General features: G+C 52.2%; 16 protein-coding genes and 1 riboswitch. Of the genes, 13 read left to right on the top strand and 3 right to left on the bottom strand.

Annotated features, from left to right (window positions below; all coding sequences use genetic code 11):
* The first annotated feature begins 27 nt into the window (after positions 1–27).
* The 7 genes from NYE70_RS13265 (at position 28) to NYE70_RS13235 (ending at position 7,520) form a co-directional block, all read left to right on the top strand.
* The gene (locus tag NYE70_RS13265; protein ID WP_290406669.1) at positions 28–648 is read left to right on the top strand and encodes an RNA polymerase sigma factor; all 621 of its coding nucleotides are present in this window, start codon (positions 28–30) and stop codon (positions 646–648) included.
* Positions 632–1,492, top strand: coding sequence for a hypothetical protein (locus NYE70_RS13260; RefSeq protein WP_341046300.1), 861 nt, complete (start codon positions 632–634; stop codon positions 1,490–1,492). The genes NYE70_RS13265 and NYE70_RS13260 overlap by 17 nt, the downstream gene beginning before the upstream one ends.
* Positions 1,489–2,334 carry an ATP-binding cassette domain-containing protein gene (locus NYE70_RS13255; RefSeq protein ID WP_211024355.1) on the top strand — a complete coding sequence of 282 codons (846 nt, stop codon included), beginning with the start codon at positions 1,489–1,491 and terminating at the stop codon, positions 2,332–2,334. Before NYE70_RS13260 ends, NYE70_RS13255 begins: the two co-directional genes overlap by 4 nt.
* A gap of 206 nt (positions 2,335–2,540) precedes the next feature.
* Positions 2,541–3,833, top strand: a complete 1,293-nt coding sequence (locus NYE70_RS13250; protein WP_341046297.1) for a homocysteine synthase — start codon at positions 2,541–2,543, stop codon at positions 3,831–3,833.
* A gap of 336 nt (positions 3,834–4,169) precedes the next feature.
* The gene (locus NYE70_RS13245; RefSeq protein ID WP_341046296.1) at positions 4,170–6,128 is read left to right on the top strand and encodes a heavy metal translocating P-type ATPase; all 1,959 of its coding nucleotides are present in this window, start codon (positions 4,170–4,172) and stop codon (positions 6,126–6,128) included.
* Positions 6,129–6,284: 156 nt separating this feature from the next.
* Positions 6,285–7,235 (top strand): thioredoxin-disulfide reductase, encoded by a 951-nt coding sequence (trxB, locus tag NYE70_RS13240; RefSeq protein ID WP_341046295.1) that lies wholly within the window; start codon positions 6,285–6,287, stop codon positions 7,233–7,235.
* Positions 7,236–7,283: 48 nt separating this feature from the next.
* The gene (locus tag NYE70_RS13235; RefSeq protein WP_213655831.1) at positions 7,284–7,520 is read left to right on the top strand and encodes a glutaredoxin family protein; all 237 of its coding nucleotides are present in this window, start codon (positions 7,284–7,286) and stop codon (positions 7,518–7,520) included.
* Between the two features lie 287 nt (positions 7,521–7,807).
* Here the strand turns inward: NYE70_RS13235 and NYE70_RS13230 are convergent, their stop codons facing one another.
* Positions 7,808–8,005 (bottom strand): hypothetical protein, encoded by a 198-nt coding sequence (locus NYE70_RS13230; RefSeq protein ID WP_211024367.1) that lies wholly within the window; start codon positions 8,003–8,005, stop codon positions 7,808–7,810.
* Positions 8,006–8,313: 308 nt separating this feature from the next.
* Here NYE70_RS13230 and NYE70_RS13225 point away from each other — a divergent pair, with 308 nt between their 5' ends.
* Positions 8,314–9,447, top strand: a complete 1,134-nt coding sequence (locus tag NYE70_RS13225; RefSeq protein WP_341046294.1) for a transglutaminase domain-containing protein — start codon at positions 8,314–8,316, stop codon at positions 9,445–9,447.
* 50 nt (positions 9,448–9,497) lie between these two features.
* Here the strand turns inward: NYE70_RS13225 and NYE70_RS13220 are convergent, their stop codons facing one another.
* On the bottom strand, positions 9,498–10,967 hold the full coding sequence (locus NYE70_RS13220; RefSeq protein ID WP_341046292.1) for an amino acid permease: 1,470 nt from the start codon (positions 10,965–10,967) through the stop codon (positions 9,498–9,500).
* Positions 10,968–11,132: 165 nt separating this feature from the next.
* A riboswitch (Lysine riboswitch) is annotated at positions 11,133–11,327 on the bottom strand.
* A 128-nt stretch (positions 11,328–11,455) separates the two neighbouring features.
* Positions 11,456–12,595, bottom strand: coding sequence for a virulence factor (locus NYE70_RS13215; RefSeq protein ID WP_211024375.1), 1,140 nt, complete (start codon positions 12,593–12,595; stop codon positions 11,456–11,458).
* Between the two features lie 283 nt (positions 12,596–12,878).
* On the opposite strand from NYE70_RS13215, the gene NYE70_RS13210 reads away from it, so the two are divergent.
* The 5 genes from NYE70_RS13210 (at position 12,879) to NYE70_RS13195 (ending at position 19,526) form a co-directional block, all read left to right on the top strand.
* The gene (locus NYE70_RS13210; RefSeq protein ID WP_341047590.1) at positions 12,879–14,246 is read left to right on the top strand and encodes a cytochrome ubiquinol oxidase subunit I; all 1,368 of its coding nucleotides are present in this window, start codon (positions 12,879–12,881) and stop codon (positions 14,244–14,246) included.
* Positions 14,243–15,274 (top strand): cytochrome d ubiquinol oxidase subunit II, encoded by a 1,032-nt coding sequence (locus NYE70_RS13205; protein WP_341046289.1) that lies wholly within the window; start codon positions 14,243–14,245, stop codon positions 15,272–15,274. The genes NYE70_RS13210 and NYE70_RS13205 overlap by 4 nt, the downstream gene beginning before the upstream one ends.
* A 7-nt stretch (positions 15,275–15,281) precedes the next feature.
* The gene (cydS, locus tag NYE70_RS26020) at positions 15,282–15,383 is read left to right on the top strand and encodes a cytochrome bd oxidase small subunit CydS (protein WP_373316835.1); all 102 of its coding nucleotides are present in this window, start codon (positions 15,282–15,284) and stop codon (positions 15,381–15,383) included.
* A gap of 152 nt (positions 15,384–15,535) precedes the next feature.
* Positions 15,536–16,483, top strand: coding sequence for an MBL fold metallo-hydrolase (locus NYE70_RS13200; RefSeq protein WP_213655836.1), 948 nt, complete (start codon positions 15,536–15,538; stop codon positions 16,481–16,483).
* 1,417 nt (positions 16,484–17,900) lie between these two features.
* Positions 17,901–19,526: an ABC-F family ATP-binding cassette domain-containing protein gene (locus NYE70_RS13195; protein ID WP_211026030.1), complete on the top strand. Its 1,626-nt coding sequence runs from the start codon at positions 17,901–17,903 to the stop codon at positions 19,524–19,526.
* The last annotated feature ends 27 nt before the right edge of the window (positions 19,527–19,553 follow it).

Genomic DNA, 19,553 nt, shown 5'->3' with positions numbered 1-19,553 from the left:
TAAAGAAACGGGAGAGGGGGAACGGAATTGATTTCCGATCAACAATTGGCGGAGCGTATGGCCCAGGGAGAGCAAGAGGCTTTTGAACTTCTGGTTACCCGTTATCACGGGCCGCTTCTTAGCTATATCACGCAGCAGCTCGGTGACCGCGCAAAGGCGGAGGATCTCGTGCAAGAGACCTTCATCCGGCTCATCCGGCATTTGGAAAGGCACGGCGGGCTTGACCAGCTCCGCCCCTGGCTGTATAAAGTGGCTCTCAACCTGTGCCGGGATTATTGGAGGAGCTCTGCTTACCGCTCCGAGCATGCGGCCGCGGATGAAATGCCGGAGGACGCCGACCCCTCTCCCGGAGCGGAAGAACTTCTAGAGCGGCAGGAGGCGGTGGAACAGATTGCGGAGTCCCTCGCCTGGCTGCCCGAAGTGCAGCAGGACGTGGTGAGGATGCGATTCTTTCATGAGCTGAAGCTGCAAGAAATTGCCGAGTTGATGGATCTGCCGCTAAGTTCGGTAAAATCCCACTTATATGGGGCGCTGCGAAAGCTGAAGCGGGTACTGACGAAATCGTCGGATTATTCGTCACCCAGGTTCAGGACAAAACTGAAGGATAAACAAGAAAGCGAGGTGTCATCCCATGAACCCCTCCATTGATAAAGAATTGGAGCAATTGGAACGGGAATTGCGCGAACCGCTGCGTCAGGCGGTGCTGCCACCCCCGTCCCCGTCGGAAACCGCAACGCTGATCGCGGCGCTGCAGCCTGAATTTGACGCGCTTAAAGCCGCTGCCGTCGTGCCTGCGCTTGACTTCAACCCGCAGGTGGAGGCGCCGTCCTTGCGCAAGCTGCTTTGGAGCCAGTTCCGGGTAAACCGGAAATCGCTCATTCTGTCGGGCTCTGCGGTATTTTTGATGCTGATTCTGCTGGTCGACCCGGAAAGGCCGTTTAGAACTTTCCTGTTGGGAGATGCCATTCCCAGCGGATTGTTTCCGGTCATTACGCCGTTAATGCTCATTGCTTCCATGCTATTCAGCTACCGTTCCTGGGACCGGGGCATGCGAGCGGTGGGAAGTATTACCCCGTATCCTCCAGCCCTGGTGATCTACAGCCGGATGCTGATGGTCATTGGTCTTGTGGTCAGTTGGGCCTTGCTCAGCTCCGTGATCGTCGGCCTCAGAGTAACGGCGGCGGGAGAGGTTAGCATGCCGTTTATTCCTTTTCTGCTCCAATGGCTGGGCATTTCAATGTTCACGGCGGGAGCGGCCATGTACGTATTGTTCCGAAAAGGAATGACCCTGGCCTGCGTTGCGGCTTCGGTGGTTTATATTCTGTGGTTCGTGATTGAAGACCAATCCCGTTTACATGGATGGACGGCGTCATCCCGAACGATGGCGGATGGACTTATGCTGATTGCCGGAACTTTGCTGATTCTTCGCTCTTATTACCGCAGCCGCCATCTCAAAATGAATGATGGATTAGGCGGAGGAGACAGAGTATGATCGTGCTGGAAAATGTTTGTCAGCCCCTTGGCGAATTCACGCTGCAAATTGGGCGCCTCCGCATTCATCGAGGGCTGACGCTCCTGGTTGGTCCTAACGGGGCGGGCAAAACGACGCTGCTGGAACTGCTCGCCACGCTCCAAATGCCGCGCCGGGGCAGCATTCTTTACCACCAGCGATCCGCGGCCGAGGATTTACCGCTCCTGCGGAGCCAAATCGGGTATGTTCCGGCGGAGATTGAGCTGTACGAGGAAATGACGGTATATAAGCTGCTTGTTTACTTGGCTGAACTGAAAGGTGTATTTCGTTTGGAACGGGTGGAAAGCTTGCTGCGGGATTTCCGGCTGGAGCAAAGCCGGAATGTAAAGATCAAGTCGCTCTCGCTCGGTGTCCGACGACGAATTGCGCTCGTACAGTCCTTGCTCGCCGCTCCTTATTTTCTGTTTCTGGATGAGCCGCTGAATGCGATGGATTCCGCGGAACGCAAGTTGGCGATTTCCTATCTGTCGCGCTACGCGACGGGGAAAACCGTATTGGCGGCCGTTCACGAACTGAACGAATGGGAAGGGGCGGCTGATCATATCATATGGCTTGGCCAGGGCCAGGTTCGTTTCGAGGGTGAGAGAGAGAGGTGGACGCGCGAACTGCCGCTGAAGGTATGGGAGGGCGTCATTTCCCAGGAAAATTTCGATGACGTCAATGACCGGAATCTGATCCTATTCCGCGAAGTGCCGGAAGGCATGTACATTCGGCTGGTCGGAAAGGAGCGGCCTTTCCGGGGATTAACCGAAGCAGAGCCGTCGATGGAGGATGCTTACTTCGTTCGTCAACGCGGTCGGTGAAAGACTTTAATTTAATTTCATAAGAGATATCTGCAGCATCGGAGAAAAAGTCGATAAACTCTGGTGCTGCTTTATTTTTAACAAAAATAATTATTCATACTAGTTTTATCGGATTTACTATTTTCAAAAGACCATTTATGTGAGAGAATAGTGAAAAACAAACATGTACCTATTTTATTGAACCCATTTTAAAGGAGGAATCACCCATGTCTGAAGAACGTCAATTTGCACCGGAAACACTAGCGATTCACGCAGGACAGGAAATTGATCCAACTACTTATTCCCGTGCGCTACCCCTGTATCAAACGACGTCGTACGGATTCCGCGATACTGAGCACGCTGCCAATTTGTTCGGATTGAAGGAATTCGGCAATATTTATTCCCGTATCATGAATCCGACCAACGATGTGTTCGAAAAACGTGTCGCAGCGCTCGAAGGGGGTGTCGGGGCATTGTCGACGGCTTCGGGGCAGGCGGCGATTACCTTCTCCATTTTGAATATTGCCGGAGCCGGGGATGAAATCGTATCCTCCTCTACTCTGTACGGCGGTACATATAATCTGTTTGCGATTACGCTGGCTAAGCTCGGCATTAAAGTAAGATTTGTGGATGCGTCAAATCCGGAAAACTTCCGGGCTGCGGTCACCGATAAAACGAAGGCATTCTTTGCCGAGTCCATCGGAAACCCGAAGGGTGATGTGCTCGATATCGAAGCGGTTGCCGCCATTGCGCATGAAAGCGGAGTTCCGCTGATCATCGATAATACGTTCCCGAGTCCGTATTTGCTTCGTCCGATCGACTTCGGTGCGGACATCGTCGTACACTCGGCAACCAAATTCATCGGCGGGCATGGAACATCAATCGGCGGCATTATCGTCGACGGCGGGAAGTTCGACTGGAAGTCGAATGATAAATTCCCCGGCTTAACTCAGCCGGATCCAAGCTATAACGGCGTAGTATACACCGATGCCGTCGGACCGCTGGCTTACATTATCAAGGCTCGCGTCCAGCTCCAACGCGACATTGGCGCATCGTTATCCCCGTTCAATGCATGGATGCTGCTTCAAGGGCTAGAAACGCTGCATCTGCGCGTAGAACGCCACAGCCAAAACGCGCTCAAAGTCGCGCAGTACCTGGAAGGGCATGAGCATGTGGAATGGGTAAGTTATGCAGGGCTACCAAGTCACGAGTCCTATGAACTGGCTCAAAAATATTTGCCGAAAGGTCAAGGAGCGATTCTAACCTTTGGAATTAAGGGCGGCGTCGAAGCGGGCCGCAAGCTGATCGAGAACGTGAAGCTGTTCTCGCACTTGGCGAATGTCGGCGATTCCAAGTCGCTGATCATCCATCCGGCAAGCACGACGCATCAGCAGCTGTCGGAAGAGGATCAAATCGCAGCTGGCGTTAATCCGGAGTTGATCCGTCTATCGGTCGGCACCGAGTCCATCGACGATATCATTTACGATCTGGAGCAAGCGATCGCCGCAAGCCAGGCATAATCATATTTAATTAATAGTTAAAGAGTGAGCCTCTATTCGGAGTACCGAGTAGAGGCTTTTTCTTTCCGCGGGAAAAGGACCGGCTGAAGCAGAACATCATAGAATGGGCAGGCAGATTGTTTACATTTGCATAAAATAGGTATAAAATAAACATAAAGTTTCCCTTGAGCAATTTTATTGCTCTAGTACAAAAATGATTATCATTCTCAATTCCATGCTGCTTCGGGATCATTCCCGAAGCAGCATGTGTCATTTTAAGGGGGCTAACAATAATTTTCATTCTCAATGGATCAAATTTGCCGGTTCATTGTGCATTCGCAAAAGGAGGAATCAATAATGCAAGCTAAAGCTGTCCATAATCCGGTATCGATGACTCGAAAAGAGGCCAACCAACCCCAACCGCGGCCACCGCGGAGAACTGTTATTCTTCGGCTGCTTCGGCATCGTGAAATGCTGCTCGCTCTGGGGAGCGGTGTTCTCATGCTTGCGGGCTGGGGAGCCGGGGCATGGTCCGGAACACTATCGATTGCCTTATATATCGCCGCTTATGGTTTAGGCGGATTTGTAAAAGCCCGGGAGGGGCTGCAGACACTGTATCGGGACAAAGACTTGGACGTCAATCTGTTGATGATTGCAGCCGCTCTTGGTGCCGCCTCCATCGGCTACTGGAATGAAGGAGCGATGCTGATATTCATTTTTTCGCTCAGCGGCGCGCTGGAATCCTTTGCTAGCGACCGCAGCCGGAAGGACATTTCCGCGTTGGTGGCCCTGAAACCGGAAACCGCGCTAAAAGTGGACGGAAGCGGCATGAGAACCGTAGCCGTTGAGGAATTAATCATCGGCGATCTCGTACTCGTGAAGCCGGGGGAGATCATTCCGGCGGACGGAGTGGTCTCGAGCGGCGGTTCATCGGTCAACCAGTCGGCTATAACCGGGGAGTCCATTCCGGTAGATAAGGGGGCGGGCGACGAAGTATTCGCCGGAACATTAAACGGAGAAGGCGCTCTGTATGTGGAAGTCACCCGCCCGGCTGAAGGAACGCTGTTTGCCAAAATTATTGCATTGGTGGAGCAAGCGGAAAATGAAGCGCCCCGGACTCAGCGGTTTATCAAGCGGCTTGAAGGCAGTTATGCCAAAGGGGTTGTGGCGATGACCGCGATCCTGCTGTTGTCGGGTCCGCTTCTGCTGGGCTGGTCCTGGTCGTTGACGTTTTATAAAGCGATGGTGTTTCTGGTTGTGGCTTCCCCATGCGCCTTGGTCTCCTCAGTCATGCCGGCCATGCTGTCGGCGATGTCGAGGAGTGCGAGAAAGGGCGTACTGTTTAAAGGAGCCGCCTATATGGATTTGTTGGCAGGCGTCAAAGTCGTGGCGTTCGACAAGACCGGAACGCTGACTTCCGGCTCTCCGGTGGTGACGGAAGTGGTGGCGGCGGAAGGATTCGACCGCAATCAGGTGCTCGCAGCCTGCGCCTCTGCGGAGAGGTTGTCGGAGCACCCGTTGGCCCGAGCCATCGTCTCGCATGCGGAGGAAGAAGGGCTTGAGCTGGATACGGCGGAAGAAATGAAGGCTTTGCCGGGCTGGGGAATTGAAGCCCGGATTGATGGGAAGGTTTGGCGGATCGGCAAGGCCGATGCTTCGGAACCGGGGTTGCCTGATGATCTGAAGGAGAGTATTCAAAGACTCGCGAATGAGGGGAATACCGTCTCTGTTATACGGCGGGAAGACGAATATGCAGGCATTCTTGCGCTGCGTGATCAGGTCAGACCGGAGGCGAAGCAGGCGATTCGGCAGCTTCAGAAGCTCGGAATCGCAACGGCGATGCTTACGGGGGATCGCGGCGAAACGGCTAGGGCGGTTGCCGGAGAAGCGGGCATCGATCTGGTGTACGGCGATCTTCTGCCGGAGGATAAAGTCCGGCATGTCAGCGAACTGCGGAGCCGATACGGCCATGCGGTTATGGTGGGCGACGGCGTCAATGACGCACCGGCGCTGGCCGCCGCTACCGTCGGCATCGCGATGGGTGACAAGGGGAGCGGTGCGGCGCTGGAGGTAGCGGATGTGGTGCTGATGAACGATAACCTCGAGCGGGTAGCCGAAACGATCCAACTGGCCGTAAGGGCGAGAAGAATCGTAATGCAAAATCTGACGTTTGCCGGAGCGGTTATTCTGCTTCTGATCGCCGGCAATTTCATTCAGGGCATTCCGCTTCCGCTTGGAGTCGTGGGTCATGAGGGCAGCACGATTCTCGTCATTTTAAACGGCCTGCGCCTGTTGCGAAACCGGATTGCACTATAAATGTGCGTTACCATTATAAATTCAAGTAATTCATCATTCCTTCATTTAACCTTCACCGAACCCTCCCGGTACCCTTGTTGACAGTACGCCGGGGATTCCACATAATTAATCTCATAATCTATTTTTCGTAACATGCCTTGAAGGAGGATGCTATATATGTATAAATCCATTATTATCGGAACGGGTCCTGCGGGATTGACCGCCGCAATTTACCTGGCTCGCGCCAACCTGAAGCCGCTTGTCATTGAAGGTCCGCAACCGGGCGGACAGCTTACTACGACTACGGAAGTGGAGAACTTCCCGGGCTTTCCGGAAGGAATCATGGGGCCGGAGCTGATGGACAACATGCGTCAGCAGGCTGAACGTTTCGGTGCGGAATTCCGCACCGGCTGGGTAAACAGCGTGGATATGAGTTCCCGTCCGTTCAAGCTTCAAGTGGAAGGACTCGGAGAACTGGTAACGGATACGCTCGTACTGTCCACAGGAGCTACCGCCAAGTATCTGGGAATTCCGGGAGAAACCGATAATGTCGGACGCGGCGTAAGCACTTGCGCGACATGTGACGGATTCTTCTTCCGCGGTAAAGAAATTATCGTCGTGGGCGGCGGAGACTCCGCTTTGGAAGAAGCGGGCTTCCTGACGCGCTTCGCATCCAAGGTAACGCTGGTACACCGCCGGAACGAACTACGTGCCTCCAAGATCATGCAGGATCGTGTACGCGGCAACGAAAAAGTGGAATGGGCATTGAACCGTACACCGCTTGAGGTTGTGACCAACGAGAACGGCGTGACAGGATTGAAAGTGCTCAACAATGAAACGGGCGAAGAAGAAGTTATTACCGCCTCCGGCGTATTCGTAGCGATCGGCCACCATCCGAACACCGGCTTCCTCGGCGGACAAATCGATACCGATGAGAACGGGTATATCGTGGTGAAACCGGGAACTTCGGAAACTAACGTACCCGGCGTATTCGCTTGCGGAGACGTTCAAGATACACGTTACCGTCAAGCTATCACGGCTGCGGGCAGCGGATGTATGGCGGCGATCGATTGCGAGAAATATATTGAGAACCTGGAACATCAAGCTACGGCTACTGCCGTTAATTAATTGTACGGATTTAACATCTCAGTCTTTTGAAGGGAGTATTTCGACATCATGGAGAACGTTATCGTATATACAAGTACGAACTGCCCTCACTGCCGTCAAGTCAAAAGCTTTCTGGGCGAGAAGGGCGTAGCTTTTGAAGAGCGTAACATTGAGCAAAACGAGGAATACGCCCAGCAAGTATGGGATATGGGAATGCGCGCTGTCCCAGTAACTTTGATTGGTGAACACCGTATTCTCGGCATGAACAAAACCCAGTTTGAAAAGGCACTTGCCTCACAGGCTTAATATCTTTTTACTCTCTAAACGGAGATAATTCAAAGGGCTTGTTCCCAAAGCAGTCCGCTGGGCGATTGATTCGCTTAACATAATAACGAAAAGGCGGTGCCAGGGATGGATGGATTCCCTTGCACCGCCTTTTTCATTAAAACCAATGAAATAGGGACTTCCATCAAGTCAAATTTGACCCATTCAGGAAGTCCCCTTTGTGAAGAACAGTGGCTCAATGTTAGGTTTAATGTTCCTCACTGCGGAATATAATCAGATGATGTATTGGCAACGATGTAATATTACGGTTAGCTAAACATACCCGCAATAAGCTGAAAGACGAAATACCCGATAACTCCGCCGCCGATGAGGCTAAGCCCCGCTTTCTTTCTGCCTTGGAACAAACGCAGTACCCCTAAGCTTACCAAGGGAGCAATGATGAGCAGAAAGAACATGACGGCAACGAACAATTCAATGGAAATATCCGAAAGATTGACGATTGTCATAGCTTTTTGGTCGCTCTCCGTTCTTGTCAGGTTTAATTTAGCAATGATTTATATCACAACAATATGTTTTTTATTATATCAAAGCGGGATTTAATTTGGCGAAAGGATTTTCCTAAAATAAGTCTATTTCACGTCTTTTTTTGGGTGAAGAAATGATAAATACCCTTTACCGGCGGGGTTCGTGTCTGCTCGACAAAACTAGAAAGCCTTTGCAGGACAGGCTGTGCTACAATGGGCTTAACAACGCCAGTTCACTTTCAACCAGATTTCTTGAAACCGGAATTTTATAGTAAGGGAGCTGTGGGAACATGGGACAGAGCATGCCTAAACGCTGGATAACGGCAGGATTGCTGGGGGCCTTGCTGATGGGGACGGTGCCTGCCGACTGGAATACGATCACGGTATTTGCCGCTTCGGACAATGCCTATGTGACGACAGTCAAGGAAGTGCAGCAAGAAATGGCCGAAGGGCTGGGAGCGCGCAAAACCTTCATGACTATAAAATATAAGGGAAATACGAAAAACCTGGAGAGTCTGCTGAAAAAAGCGATAAATGGAGCGCTCGACAGCGATCCGTACACGAAATATATCGTGGACCGGTACACCTACTCCTGGCGGGGAACGAGCGGTTCCGCCAAGATCAATCTTAGCGTGACTTACCGGGAAAACGCCGAGCAGTCCGCCTATGTGACCAATCGCGTCTCGGGAATATTGAAAGATATCATTTCCCCCGGGATGAATGATCATGAAAAAGTAAAAGCGATCCATGACTTCGTGGTGCAAAACCTGAAATACGATGAGGGATTGAAGAAATATACAGCTTATGAGGGGCTGCGGACCGGAGAAGCGGTTTGTCAGGGGTACACTTTGCTGACCTACAAGCTGCTGGAAGGAGCCGGCATCAATAATTTGATCGTAGAAGGCACGGCAGGCGGACAATTGCATGCCTGGAACCTCGTGGAATTAGAAAAGAAGTGGTATCATCTCGATACCACTTGGGACGATCCCATCTCGGCTCCGCGAGAACAGATCAGCTATGCGTATTATTTACGGACGGATGAACAAATGCGTCAGGATCATCAGTGGATCTCCAAATATCCGGCGGCATCCTCGCTTTATCGCGAAACCTTGAGCACGCTGGTCAACAAAGGAGGAGCCCAGTCTTCCGGCTACAAAAAGCTGCAAAAGCAATTGGGTTATCATTTGTACGACCCTTCTGCTGCTGTCAGCAGTTCAGCAGGGCTCCAGACTAAGGTCAGGCAAGAACTCCAATCCGGAGGCCTTACGGTAACAGTCCGGTATTCCGGAACCGAACAGGAGCTGTTGCAGGATTTGGAAAGTCTTTATGATCTGTCCGCATCTTTAGATAATATCCAATACCTTTCAAAGCCGTTGGAAGGGACCGAGGATTTGCGGGTCGAGATCCATTGGGAAACCCGGTGAGAGGCTCCGATTAGCTCCGATCCGCTTCCGGATGTTAAATACTGATCGTCTTATTCATTAGTCTGGGCAGGGGAATCCAGGTCACATTCTTTAAGCGGGATGACTTTAGTGTGTTTTGTCCATTTGTACCCCAGCCATACTACCAGAAATAAAGGAATACTGATATAAGAAACTATAACACCATACCAATCGATCTGGCCGCCTGAAAAGGCGGCTAAATTTTGTCCCAAAATAACGATAAAGCAGAGAACAAAGGCAAAAATCGGACCGAACGGGAACCATTTTGCTTTATAAGGAAGATCTTTCAGATCCCGGCCCTGGGCGGTGTATGCCCGGCGGAAACGGTAATGGCTGACCGCGATGCCGAGCCAGGTGATGAAGCCGCACATTCCCGAGGCGTTCAGCAGCCAGTTGTAAACGACCCCGTCTCCGAACAGCGACGCGAAGAAGGCAAACATCCCGATCAGCGTCGTCAATAGCAGGGCGTTGACGGGTAGCCCGCGGCGGCTTAGTCTAGCTAGGAACTTCGGCGCTTTTCCCCGTTTTGCCAGCGAGTAAAGGACCCGTGAGGAAGCGTACATCCCTGAGTTGCCGGCCGACAGCACGGAGGACAAGATGACGGCATTCATGACGGAAGCGGCAAAAGCCATACCTGCTTTTTCAAACACTAGCGTGAACGGGCTGACGCCGATGTTCTCCAGGCCGCTTTTTAGCAAATTAGGACTTGTATAGGGAATAATCAGGCCGATCACCAGAATCGCCAAAATATAAAAGATCAGGATCCGCCAGAATACCTGCCGGATGGCCCGCGGAACATGCTCCCGCGGATTGTGGCTTTCGCCGGCTGCAACACCGACCATTTCCGTGCCTTGGAATGAGAAGCCGGCCGCCATGAATACGCCGAGGAAGGTAAAGAATCCTCCGTGGAAAGGCGCGTCTCCCACTGTGAAGTTTTTGAAGCCGATGGCTTCGCCGCCCATGATGCCAAAGATCATGAGGACCCCGACGACCAGGAAAATGATAACGACAGCGATTTTGATCATGGCGAACCAATACTCCGATTCACCGTATCCTTTGACGGACAGAACATTGAGGCCCAGAATGAGGGCCAGGAACAGGATGCTCCACAAGAGAGAGGAACTGTCCGGGAACCAGTATTTAATAATTAACGTGGCGGCGGAGAGCTCGGCCGCAATCGTAATCGCCCAGTTGTACCAGAAGTTCCACCCCATGGCAAAGCCAAGGGACGGATCGACGAAACGCGAGGCATAGGTTTCAAAAGAGCCCGAATCCGGCATATATGTGGCGAGCTCTCCTAAACTGGTCATCAAAAAGTAGACCATGATGCCGACGGCAGCATAGGCGAGCAATGCGCCGCCGGGTCCGGCGGAGGCGATGGCGCCGCCGCTGGCCAGGAAAAGTCCCGTCCCTATCGATCCACCGAGCGCAATCATCGTCATATGCCGGGCTTTTAGGCCGGGCTTTAAATTTTGTGCTGCGGTGCTATTCTTTTTACTCATGTGTATACAACTCCTTAAAATTTAGACAAACATTCCCTGCCATATATTATCCTCATTTGGCGTGAAGTTAAGCTGCTGTCGTAATCGAATGACTGTCACACCATGCAAAAAGGCCGCGGAAAGAGTCCGCGGCCTTATATTTATACCGTGCACCCCACCATTCTTGCATAAGATAGCTCAACACGCTTCTCCCGGTGAAGGATAAGCATGACAGTTCTGTCCCTTTCGGGAACAGCCCCAGCCTGCCGCCGTTGAAGCGGGGTGACAAGCTTCGGCGACGGTGCCTTTCCACGGGATTCATCGGCGGCTTCCAGCGCCTCCTCCGGTGTACTCTTCACAATCGCGACCTCTACCTCATCTGGAAATGATGAGGCTATTATTCAGTTTTCCTAAGATACAGTTCTATAGTATATAGCAAGAAAAGGGGCGGGACAATGTCTAATTATTGACATTGTCCCGCCTTTATTAGCTTTCTTTGCTTAAGCCGATCAATTGTTTCGTTCGCGCTTCGCCATTTGCTGCCATACCGTCCCTGCGGCTTGCTCACCGGATTCGATCCGTTCTACGGCCATACGGGCCTGGAGACCGACCTCGAACTCCGGATCGTCCACGGCGGCCCGCAGCGCTTCAAGCGCCTGGTCGGTGCCGACTTCGTACAAGAAGCGGGCTGCCCGCCAGCGGACTAGCTTGCTTTTGTCCGACAAGGCGGCAATCATCGGTTCCGTAGCGGACGGATCGCCGATGTCGGACAGCGTGTCGCCTGCGGTGCGGCGCACGGCGGCCGAGCTGTCGCGCATCGCCTCGAACAGCAGCGTCATCGCTTCCGGCGTCCGGACGTCGCCGAGATAGACGACAGCGAGGCGACGGACCTGCATCTGCGGATCGCGAACCGCGTCCGCAAGCAGCGGGAGCGCCTCGGGTCCGGGTTGCTGCAGCGCCTCCAGGCCCGCATAGCGGACGTGCCAGTCCGCGTCCTTCATCCGCTCGCGGACTTCGTCCAGGCTAAGCGCCCGACGCTGCTCGACGAACTCGGCTTCGCTGCGGCCGTGCGCGATCGCCTGCGCCTGGATCGCCTCCAGCCGGTCCGGCGGGAACGCCGCTTCCAGCTCCTGCTCGACCTCGCGGGCGATCTCCTCCAGCTCGCCGTAGCGGACGCCGTAATCGCTCAGCTTGCGCTCCTTGATGAGCGTGGCGCTCGCCACCTCGGTTACGGCGGATACGAACCGCTGGGAGAGCGAAATGCGCTCCTCGCGGGTCCCCGATTTCACGCGGATCTGCATCGGGATGCCGCGGAAAAACTGCACGAACACCTGGGCTTCGCCGTAGCCGGCCGCTTCGGCCGCCTCCGGGTCCCAGGCGGATTCCACCTGCTCCTGTCCGAATTGCTCCTGTACTTCGGACAGGATGGCTGCCCAATCGGCGCTGCCCTTCCGGTCCAGCGCGATAAAATCCGCTGTATGGAAAATGCTTTTTACCCCCGGAATATTCAGCATTTGCCGGATCCACGTAGGGGCGGAGCGGGCGTTGTCCTGTGTGTATGTTTTGCGGATCCCGGGTTCCAAGGTTTCGTCCAGATGAAGCTTCATGGAATTGGGACTCGGTGTCGGCTCGATAAATACAATTTTCATAAGTTGTTCACATCTCCTTCCGTATCTTATTTTACCTTAAGCCCCAAGGAATAAAAAGGAACGGGATCGACACAATAAAACAAGGCATTTTCTCCAGGCGACAAACGTCAAAAAAGGGGGCCCTCGTATGTTTAAAAAACAGGAACGAACACTGATCATTGTATGCCTGGTTGTCGCCGTCATTATGCTGTATGCGTTCATTAAGAGCGTGCTTCGCTTTATGCAGTATTATTAGAGGTTGTTCAAAAACAGTCATCTTTTGAGTGAGGAGTTGATGGGAAGCATGCTGTCCTGGGATCCCGTTACATTAAGCCGGGTGCTTACCGGGTTGACGTTATTTGTACATATTGTGTTTGCTTCCATCGGCGTAGGTATCCCGATGATGATCGCGCTTGCCGAGTGGAGGGGTGTCCGGAAAAAAGATCCGCACTACACCCTGCTGGCCCGCCGCTGGGCCCGGGGCTTCGTCATCTCGGTCGCCGTAGGCGTCGTGACGGGCACGGCGATCGGCCTGCAGCTCAGCCTCCTTTGGCCGACATTTATGCGCGTCGCGGGACAGGCGATCGCCTTGCCCTTGTTCATGGAGACCTTTGCTTTTTTCATCGAAGCGATTTTCCTGGGCATCTATTTGTACACGTGGGACCGGTTCAAGAAGCCGATCCTGCATTTACTGCTACTGATTCCGGTGGCGATCGGCTCCTCAGCGTCTGCGTTCTTCATCACTACTTTGAACGCGTTTATGAATACACCGCAAGGCTTCACTTTGAAAAACGGCGTGTTCGCCGACTTTCAGCCGCTGGTGGCCATGTTTAATCCGGCAACGCCGACGAAGGTGTCCCACGTGCTTGCCTCCTCGTATACGCTCAGCGCCGGTTTACTGGCGGGGATAGCGGCTTTTAGCCTGCTGCGGGGGCGAAGAGGCGTTTACTTCAAAAAGGCGCTGAAGCTGACCGCGACGGCAGCGTTCGTTTTTGCGGTCTCTACCGCGATTATCGGCGACTTCTCGGGCAAATTTCTTGCCCACTACCAGCCGGAAAAGCTGGCCGCCGCGGAATGGCATTTCGAGACGATGACGAAGGCGCCGCTCATTTACGGCGGTGTGCTGGGGGAGAACGGAGAGGTTAAATACGCGCTTGAGCTGCCCTATGCGCTAAGTATTTTGGCTGGCGGCACTCCGAACACGAACGTTATCGGACTTAACGAGTTTCCCGTGGATGAACGGCCTCCGCTCCTGATCCACTATATGTTCGATTTAAAAGTAACGATCGGGGTGCTGCTCGTTTTGATTCCTTTTCTATACTTGCTCCGTCGTTGGCTTCCGAAAGGGAAAAACAGGGGGAAGGGGAAAGGCGGTTATCCGAAGTGGCTGCTGCTCGGCATTGTCGCTCTCGGACCTTTGGCGATGACCGCGATCGAGCTTGGCTGGATGTTTGCGGAATTCGGACGGCAGCCCTGGATCGTGCGCGGCTACATGAAGGTATCGGAAGCGGCGACGACGTCGCAAAACGTCGGCTCGATGCTGATCCTGTTCATTATTCTCTATCTCGTCCTTTGCGCTTCCTGCATTACGGTGCTCGTCAAGCTGTTCCGTGGAAAAAGCGTGGACGATGAAATGCGGGAGCTGGGGATCAGTGGAGGTGAGCGGAAATGAGCTATGAAATTGTCGGCATTACCGTGCTGTGGACCTTTTTGTTCGGTTACCTGATTGTGGCGTCGGTGGATTTTGGGGCCGGTTTTTTTAGCTATTACAGCGTGCTCACGGGTCATGAGAATAAGGTGCATAACATTATCCAACGCTACCTGTCCCCGGTGTGGGAAGTGACGAATGTGTTTCTCATCTTTTTCGTGGTAGGGTTGGTCGGATTTTTTCCCGATTCAGCCTATTTTTACGGTACTGCGCTGCTCGTTCCCGGCAGCCTTGCCACTGTTTTGCTTGCGCTGCGGGGAGCATACTATGCTTACAACACTTATGGGAGCAGCAAAGAGAACAATAAGGCGTACATGGCGGTTTACGGAGCGACCGGGTTATTGATTCCGGCAGCGTTGTCTACCGTATTGGCGATTTCCGAAGGCGGCATTATTCAGGAGCAGGGCGGAAAAGTGATCCTGCACTGGGCGAGCTTTTTCAGCAATCCCTACACCTGGTCCGTCATCATTCTGGCTCTCGTGTCCGTGCTGTATATTTCGGCTATGTTCTTGGCTTTTTACGCGGGCAAGGCCGGGGATAAAGACGCCTTCGAGGTGCTTCGCGGCTACGCGCTGTTATGGAGCGGACCGACGATTCTGGCCTGCGTCTTTGCTTTTTTTCAGATTAACCGTCAAAATCCGGAGCATTTTGGAAATATGCTGGACATCTCGTGGATGTTTATCGCTTCGCTGATTTGTTTTCTTCTGGCGGTTTATTTTATATGGAAAAAGAAAAATCTCGGGTGGTCGTTCATTCTTGTCATCTTGCAGTTTGGTTTTGCCTGGTATGGCTATGGCCGATCGCATCTGCCCTATATTCTGTATAAGCAGGTCAGCATCTATGAAAGCTTTACGAATGAAACGATGGCGGTGGCGCTAATTACGGCATTTGTGGCCGGTCTGGTGGTGCTGATCCCTTCGCTCGTGTTGATTATGCGGCTGTTTTTGTTTGATGCCAAGTATGTGCGCGGCGAATCGCCGAAGAAAGGATGAGGTCGGAGTGGAACATTTCACCATGATGATTGCGCCGGGACTGGTCATCGTAATGGCGCTCGTATTTCTCTTTATTTATGCCGGCGTGTATAAGGATCCTGTGGACTAGGCAGGAAATTTGGCATGGCCCGCGCGATGCTTTACAATGATAAACAAACATTTCAATAGGATGGTATCCGGCGATTAACATGACTGGAAATCGGGGCCTCTCGGCTGGAGAGGTCATAAGATGGAGAGGAATGGAAGGAGGGAATCCTCGGTATGCCGAGAACGCGTTACAATAACATGGATAATGTCAACACGGACAAAACATTGAAGCAATTTAAGCAGTGGAGAGAAGAACGCCGCAGAAAAAGAAAAGATTACTCATACATTATTCCGAATTCGCCGCCTCAGATCGATTATTTGCTCAATAACAGGGAAGAAGTCTCGCTGACCTGGATCGGGCATTCCACTTTTTTGATCCAATATGAAGGGCTGAATATCGTGACGGACCCGGTCTGGGCTTCACGAATGGGATTTCAGCGCCGCTTAGGTTCTCCAGGCGTCCCTATTGGGGACATTCCGGATATCGATGTCATTCTGATTTCTCATTCGCATTATGACCACATGCATGTGTCTTCGATCCGTCGTCTTTACGGGAATGGAACTCAAATTGTGGTTCCGTCCGGCCTGGGACGAAAAATGAATCGCAAAGGGTTCCAGCGCACTCGGGAAATGAAGTGGTGGGAGTCATTGGAGATCGGGAACGCCCGCATCTCGTTTGTTCCGACCCAGCACTGGACGCGGCGTACGCCGTTCGATACGAACACCTCGCACTGGGGCGGATTTGTGTTGGAGCCGGCAACTCCTCGTGAGGGGGAGAAGCATCAGGTGATTTATTTTGCCGGAGACAGCGGCTATTTCCGCGGCTTTGCGGATATCGGGGAGCGCTTCGCCATCGACGTGGCGCTGCTGCCGATCGGGGCGTATGAACCGGAGTGGTTCATGACGAGCCAGCATACGACGCCGGAAGAAGCGCTGCAGGCGTTCGTCGACGTCAAGGCCAAGCTGATGGTGCCGATGCATTACGGCACGTTCCGGCTGGCCGACGACACGGCGCGCGAAGCGCTGGACCGCCTGGAGGCGGACCGGCAGAAGCGCGGCATCGCCGAGTCGGCGATCCGTGTGCTGCTGCACGGGGAGACGCTGCGCTTCCCCGAGGCGTGACGCGCTTAGCGGGGCTGGGCGCGGCGTAGGCATGCCGCGCTCGCTAGGCCGAGCGCAGCGGCCGCTATTTGGAAACAGAGTCATCCTGCCGTTTTCGGCCGGATGACTCTGTTTGTGCTGGCTGCTTTTCATTACGCCAAGCGCCAGCCGGCCTTTACGAATTAACTGCAATCCTACAGTTAATTTAAGAAAATCCTTCGTTTATCTCCGATTAGCTGTAAAACCTACAGTTAATTCTCTAGTTTTTAGTCAAATTAAGCGGCATCGGCGAAAATAGCTGTAGTTTTTGCAGTTAAATGATTCTGATGGTCTGTACGGAGCAAATTAACTGTAGAATATCCAGTTAATTTTTGGTGCTATCCCAAATGTAACTCGCACGCGTCACACACAACGTCACCGCATTACGTCACCGCACTACGTCACAAACTATGTCACAAACTACGTCACAAACTACGTCACGTACCTCATCCTACCTCAAACACGACCTCTCCATATCTATCTATCCAACTTGCCGATGTACTTCTTCGCTCCTTGTTAGCCGGGGACATTAGCCCGCCCAAGTAAGATCGCTATATAAGACCGCTATATAAGACCGCTATATTGCTTCCCATTCGCCGGATCCACCATATCCACTTCTAATCGACGTGTCGCCAACCTAGTAACTTTCGCCATTCTCCATGGTGTTGGCTGCTTTTCATCGCGCCAAGCGCCAGCCAGCCTCCCCGAATTAACTGTAAATCCTACAGTTAATTTATATAAATCCCTCGTTTTTCTCCGATTAGCTGCAAAACCTACAGTTAATTCTCAAGTTTTTAGTCAAATTAAGCGGTATCGGCGAAATTAGCTGTAGGTTTTACAGTTAAATGTTCCTGATGTTCTGTACGGAGCAAATTAGCTGTAGAAAATCCAGTTAATTTGTAGCTACTATCCCAAACGAAACTTGCACGCCTCACACACTATTTCTTTTCGCACCGAGCGAAGCTCCCAGCGCGGTGCTCTGAGTCAAATGACGGTGGTCAACCAAAACAGCCACCTCTTCACGTTAATCCATCCACGCAACAGGGGAGTGCCGGAAAGGTTTGGTTCATATACGAAGTTAATACTGGAGAACGGGGAGATTTCGGTTTTCTAACGCTACAGTGTTGTACCAGAAGGTTTGATTAATAATATGCGAAGTCATACTTTTAAGAGAAGGTATCGGGCAATCCTCGCGCCTCATAAACCGTGCCAGCAGCCGGTCAAACCCGTTAAACTGAGGAACTGGAAACACGAATTTTGTGGTGCGGTCCGCAAACGGGCCCGATCCATAGGTGGCTTTTTCAAGTGCTAGTTATTAGGATGACTCAACTTACCGGACGATATGTGCTATAATATTGAGCCAGAAGCGTGATAACTCATAAAGGATGGGATTATTTAAATGATCAGTACAAATGGTGTAACGCTCCGCTACGGAAAACGGGCACTTTTCGAAGATGTAAATATAAAGTTTACCCCGGGAAACTGCTACGGACTTATCGGTGCCAACGGAGCGGGGAAGTCGACCTTCCTTAAAATTTTGTCCGGCGAGATTGAAGCCAACCAAGGCGAAGTGAGCATGACTCCTGGCGAACGTCTTGCTGTCTTGAAACAGAACCATTACGAATACGACGAATTCGCGGTTCTGGAAACAGTCATTATGGGCCATTCGCGTCTCTATTCTATTATGAAAGAGAAGGACGCCCTGTATGCGAAGTCCGATTTCTCGGAAGAGGACGGTATGCGTGCCGGTGAACTGGAAGGCGAATTTGCCGAATTGAACGGCTGGGACGCTGAGCCGGACGCTGCGGCATTGCTGATCGGTCTTGGTATTCCGCGTGATTTGCACGACAAGAAAATGGCGGAGCTCAGCGGTAACGAGAAGGTTCGTGTACTCCTTGCCCAAGCGCTGTTCGGACGTCCGAACAATTTGCTGCTTGACGAGCCTACGAACCATTTGGACCTCGAGTCGATCCAGTGGCTGGAGAACTTCCTTATGGACTATGAAGGTACCGTTATTGTGGTATCTCATGACCGTCACTTCCTGAACAAGGTGTGCACGCATATTGCCGATATCGACTTCGGCAAAATTCAGATGTATGTCGGTAACTACGACTTCTGGTATGAATCCAGCCAATTGGCCCTGACGTTACAGCGGGACGCCAATAAGAAGAAGGAAGAGAAGATCAAGGAGCTGCAAGCCTTCATTCAGCGCTTCTCGGCGAATGCTTCCAAATCCAAACAGGCGACATCCCGGAAAAAGCAGTTGGATAAAATTACGCTGGAAGACATTCGTCCTTCCAACCGGAAATATCCATTCTTGCACTTTAAGGCGGAGCGCGAAGCGGGCAAGCAGCTGCTTACGATCGATGGCGTGACCAAGAGCTTGGACGGCGAGAAAGTGCTGGATAATCTTAGCTTCGTGGTAAACAAAGGCGATAAAATCGCATTTGTAGGGCCTCATTCCTTGCCGAAGACGACGTTGTTCCAAGTTATCATGGGCGAGCTTGAAGCCGAAGCAGGCGAGTACAGCTGGGGCGTAACGACTTCCCAGGCTTATTTCCCTAAAGATAACTCAAGCTATTTTGACGGGGTAGACATCAATCTGGTGGATTGGCTGCGCCAATATTCCAAAGACCAGGACGAAACCTTCCTGCGCGGCTTCCTGGGACGGATGCTGTTTGCCGGGGAAGAGGCGCTCAAGAAAGCAAGCGTGCTGTCCGGGGGAGAGAAGGTCCGCTGTATGCTGGCCAAAATGATGCTGAATGGCGCGAACGTACTTATTTTCGACGAGCCTACGAACCATCTGGATCTCGAATCCATTACGGCGCTTAACAACGGTCTGATCGATTTTGACGGAACGATTCTATTTACGTCTCATGACCATCAGTTTATCCAGACGATTGCCAACCGGATTATCGAGATTACGCCGAACGGCATCATTGACCGCGTTATGACCTACGACGAATACCTGGAGAGCGAAGAAATTCAAAACCTGCGCAAGACCATGTATCCGGAAGAAGTATAAGCATAGCTTTTTTCATAGCAACAACGA

Source organism: Paenibacillus sp. FSL R5-0407, from assembly GCF_038009185.1.
Taxonomy (GTDB): Bacteria; Bacillota; Bacilli; order Paenibacillales; family Paenibacillaceae; genus Fontibacillus; species Fontibacillus vini.
The sequence above is the reverse complement of the archived record's forward strand: the minus strand, read 5'-3'. Positions and strand labels throughout refer to the sequence as shown.

What these genes read in the sequence shown, in the direction of transcription:
- NYE70_RS13260 (WP_341046300.1), top strand. Translation starts at nt 632, where the DNA reads ATGAACCCCTCCATTGATAAAGAATTGGAGCAATTGGAACGGGAATTG.
- NYE70_RS13255 (WP_211024355.1), top strand. Translation starts at nt 1,489, where the DNA reads ATGATCGTGCTGGAAAATGTTTGTCAGCCCCTTGGCGAATTCACGCTG.
- NYE70_RS13250 (WP_341046297.1), top strand. Translation starts at nt 2,541, where the DNA reads ATGTCTGAAGAACGTCAATTTGCACCGGAAACACTAGCGATTCACGCA.
- NYE70_RS13245 (WP_341046296.1), top strand. Translation starts at nt 4,170, where the DNA reads ATGCAAGCTAAAGCTGTCCATAATCCGGTATCGATGACTCGAAAAGAG.
- trxB (WP_341046295.1), top strand. Translation starts at nt 6,285, where the DNA reads ATGTATAAATCCATTATTATCGGAACGGGTCCTGCGGGATTGACCGCC.
- NYE70_RS13235 (WP_213655831.1), top strand. Translation starts at nt 7,284, where the DNA reads ATGGAGAACGTTATCGTATATACAAGTACGAACTGCCCTCACTGCCGT.
- NYE70_RS13230 (WP_211024367.1), bottom strand. Translation starts at nt 8,005, where the DNA reads ATGACAATCGTCAATCTTTCGGATATTTCCATTGAATTGTTCGTTGCC.
- NYE70_RS13225 (WP_341046294.1), top strand. Translation starts at nt 8,314, where the DNA reads ATGGGACAGAGCATGCCTAAACGCTGGATAACGGCAGGATTGCTGGGG.
- NYE70_RS13220 (WP_341046292.1), bottom strand. Translation starts at nt 10,967, where the DNA reads ATGAGTAAAAAGAATAGCACCGCAGCACAAAATTTAAAGCCCGGCCTA.
- NYE70_RS13215 (WP_211024375.1), bottom strand. Translation starts at nt 12,595, where the DNA reads ATGAAAATTGTATTTATCGAGCCGACACCGAGTCCCAATTCCATGAAG.
- NYE70_RS13210 (WP_341047590.1), top strand. Translation starts at nt 12,879, where the DNA reads ATGCTGTCCTGGGATCCCGTTACATTAAGCCGGGTGCTTACCGGGTTG.
- NYE70_RS13205 (WP_341046289.1), top strand. Translation starts at nt 14,243, where the DNA reads ATGAGCTATGAAATTGTCGGCATTACCGTGCTGTGGACCTTTTTGTTC.
- NYE70_RS13200 (WP_213655836.1), top strand. Translation starts at nt 15,536, where the DNA reads ATGCCGAGAACGCGTTACAATAACATGGATAATGTCAACACGGACAAA.
- NYE70_RS13195 (WP_211026030.1), top strand. Translation starts at nt 17,901, where the DNA reads ATGATCAGTACAAATGGTGTAACGCTCCGCTACGGAAAACGGGCACTT.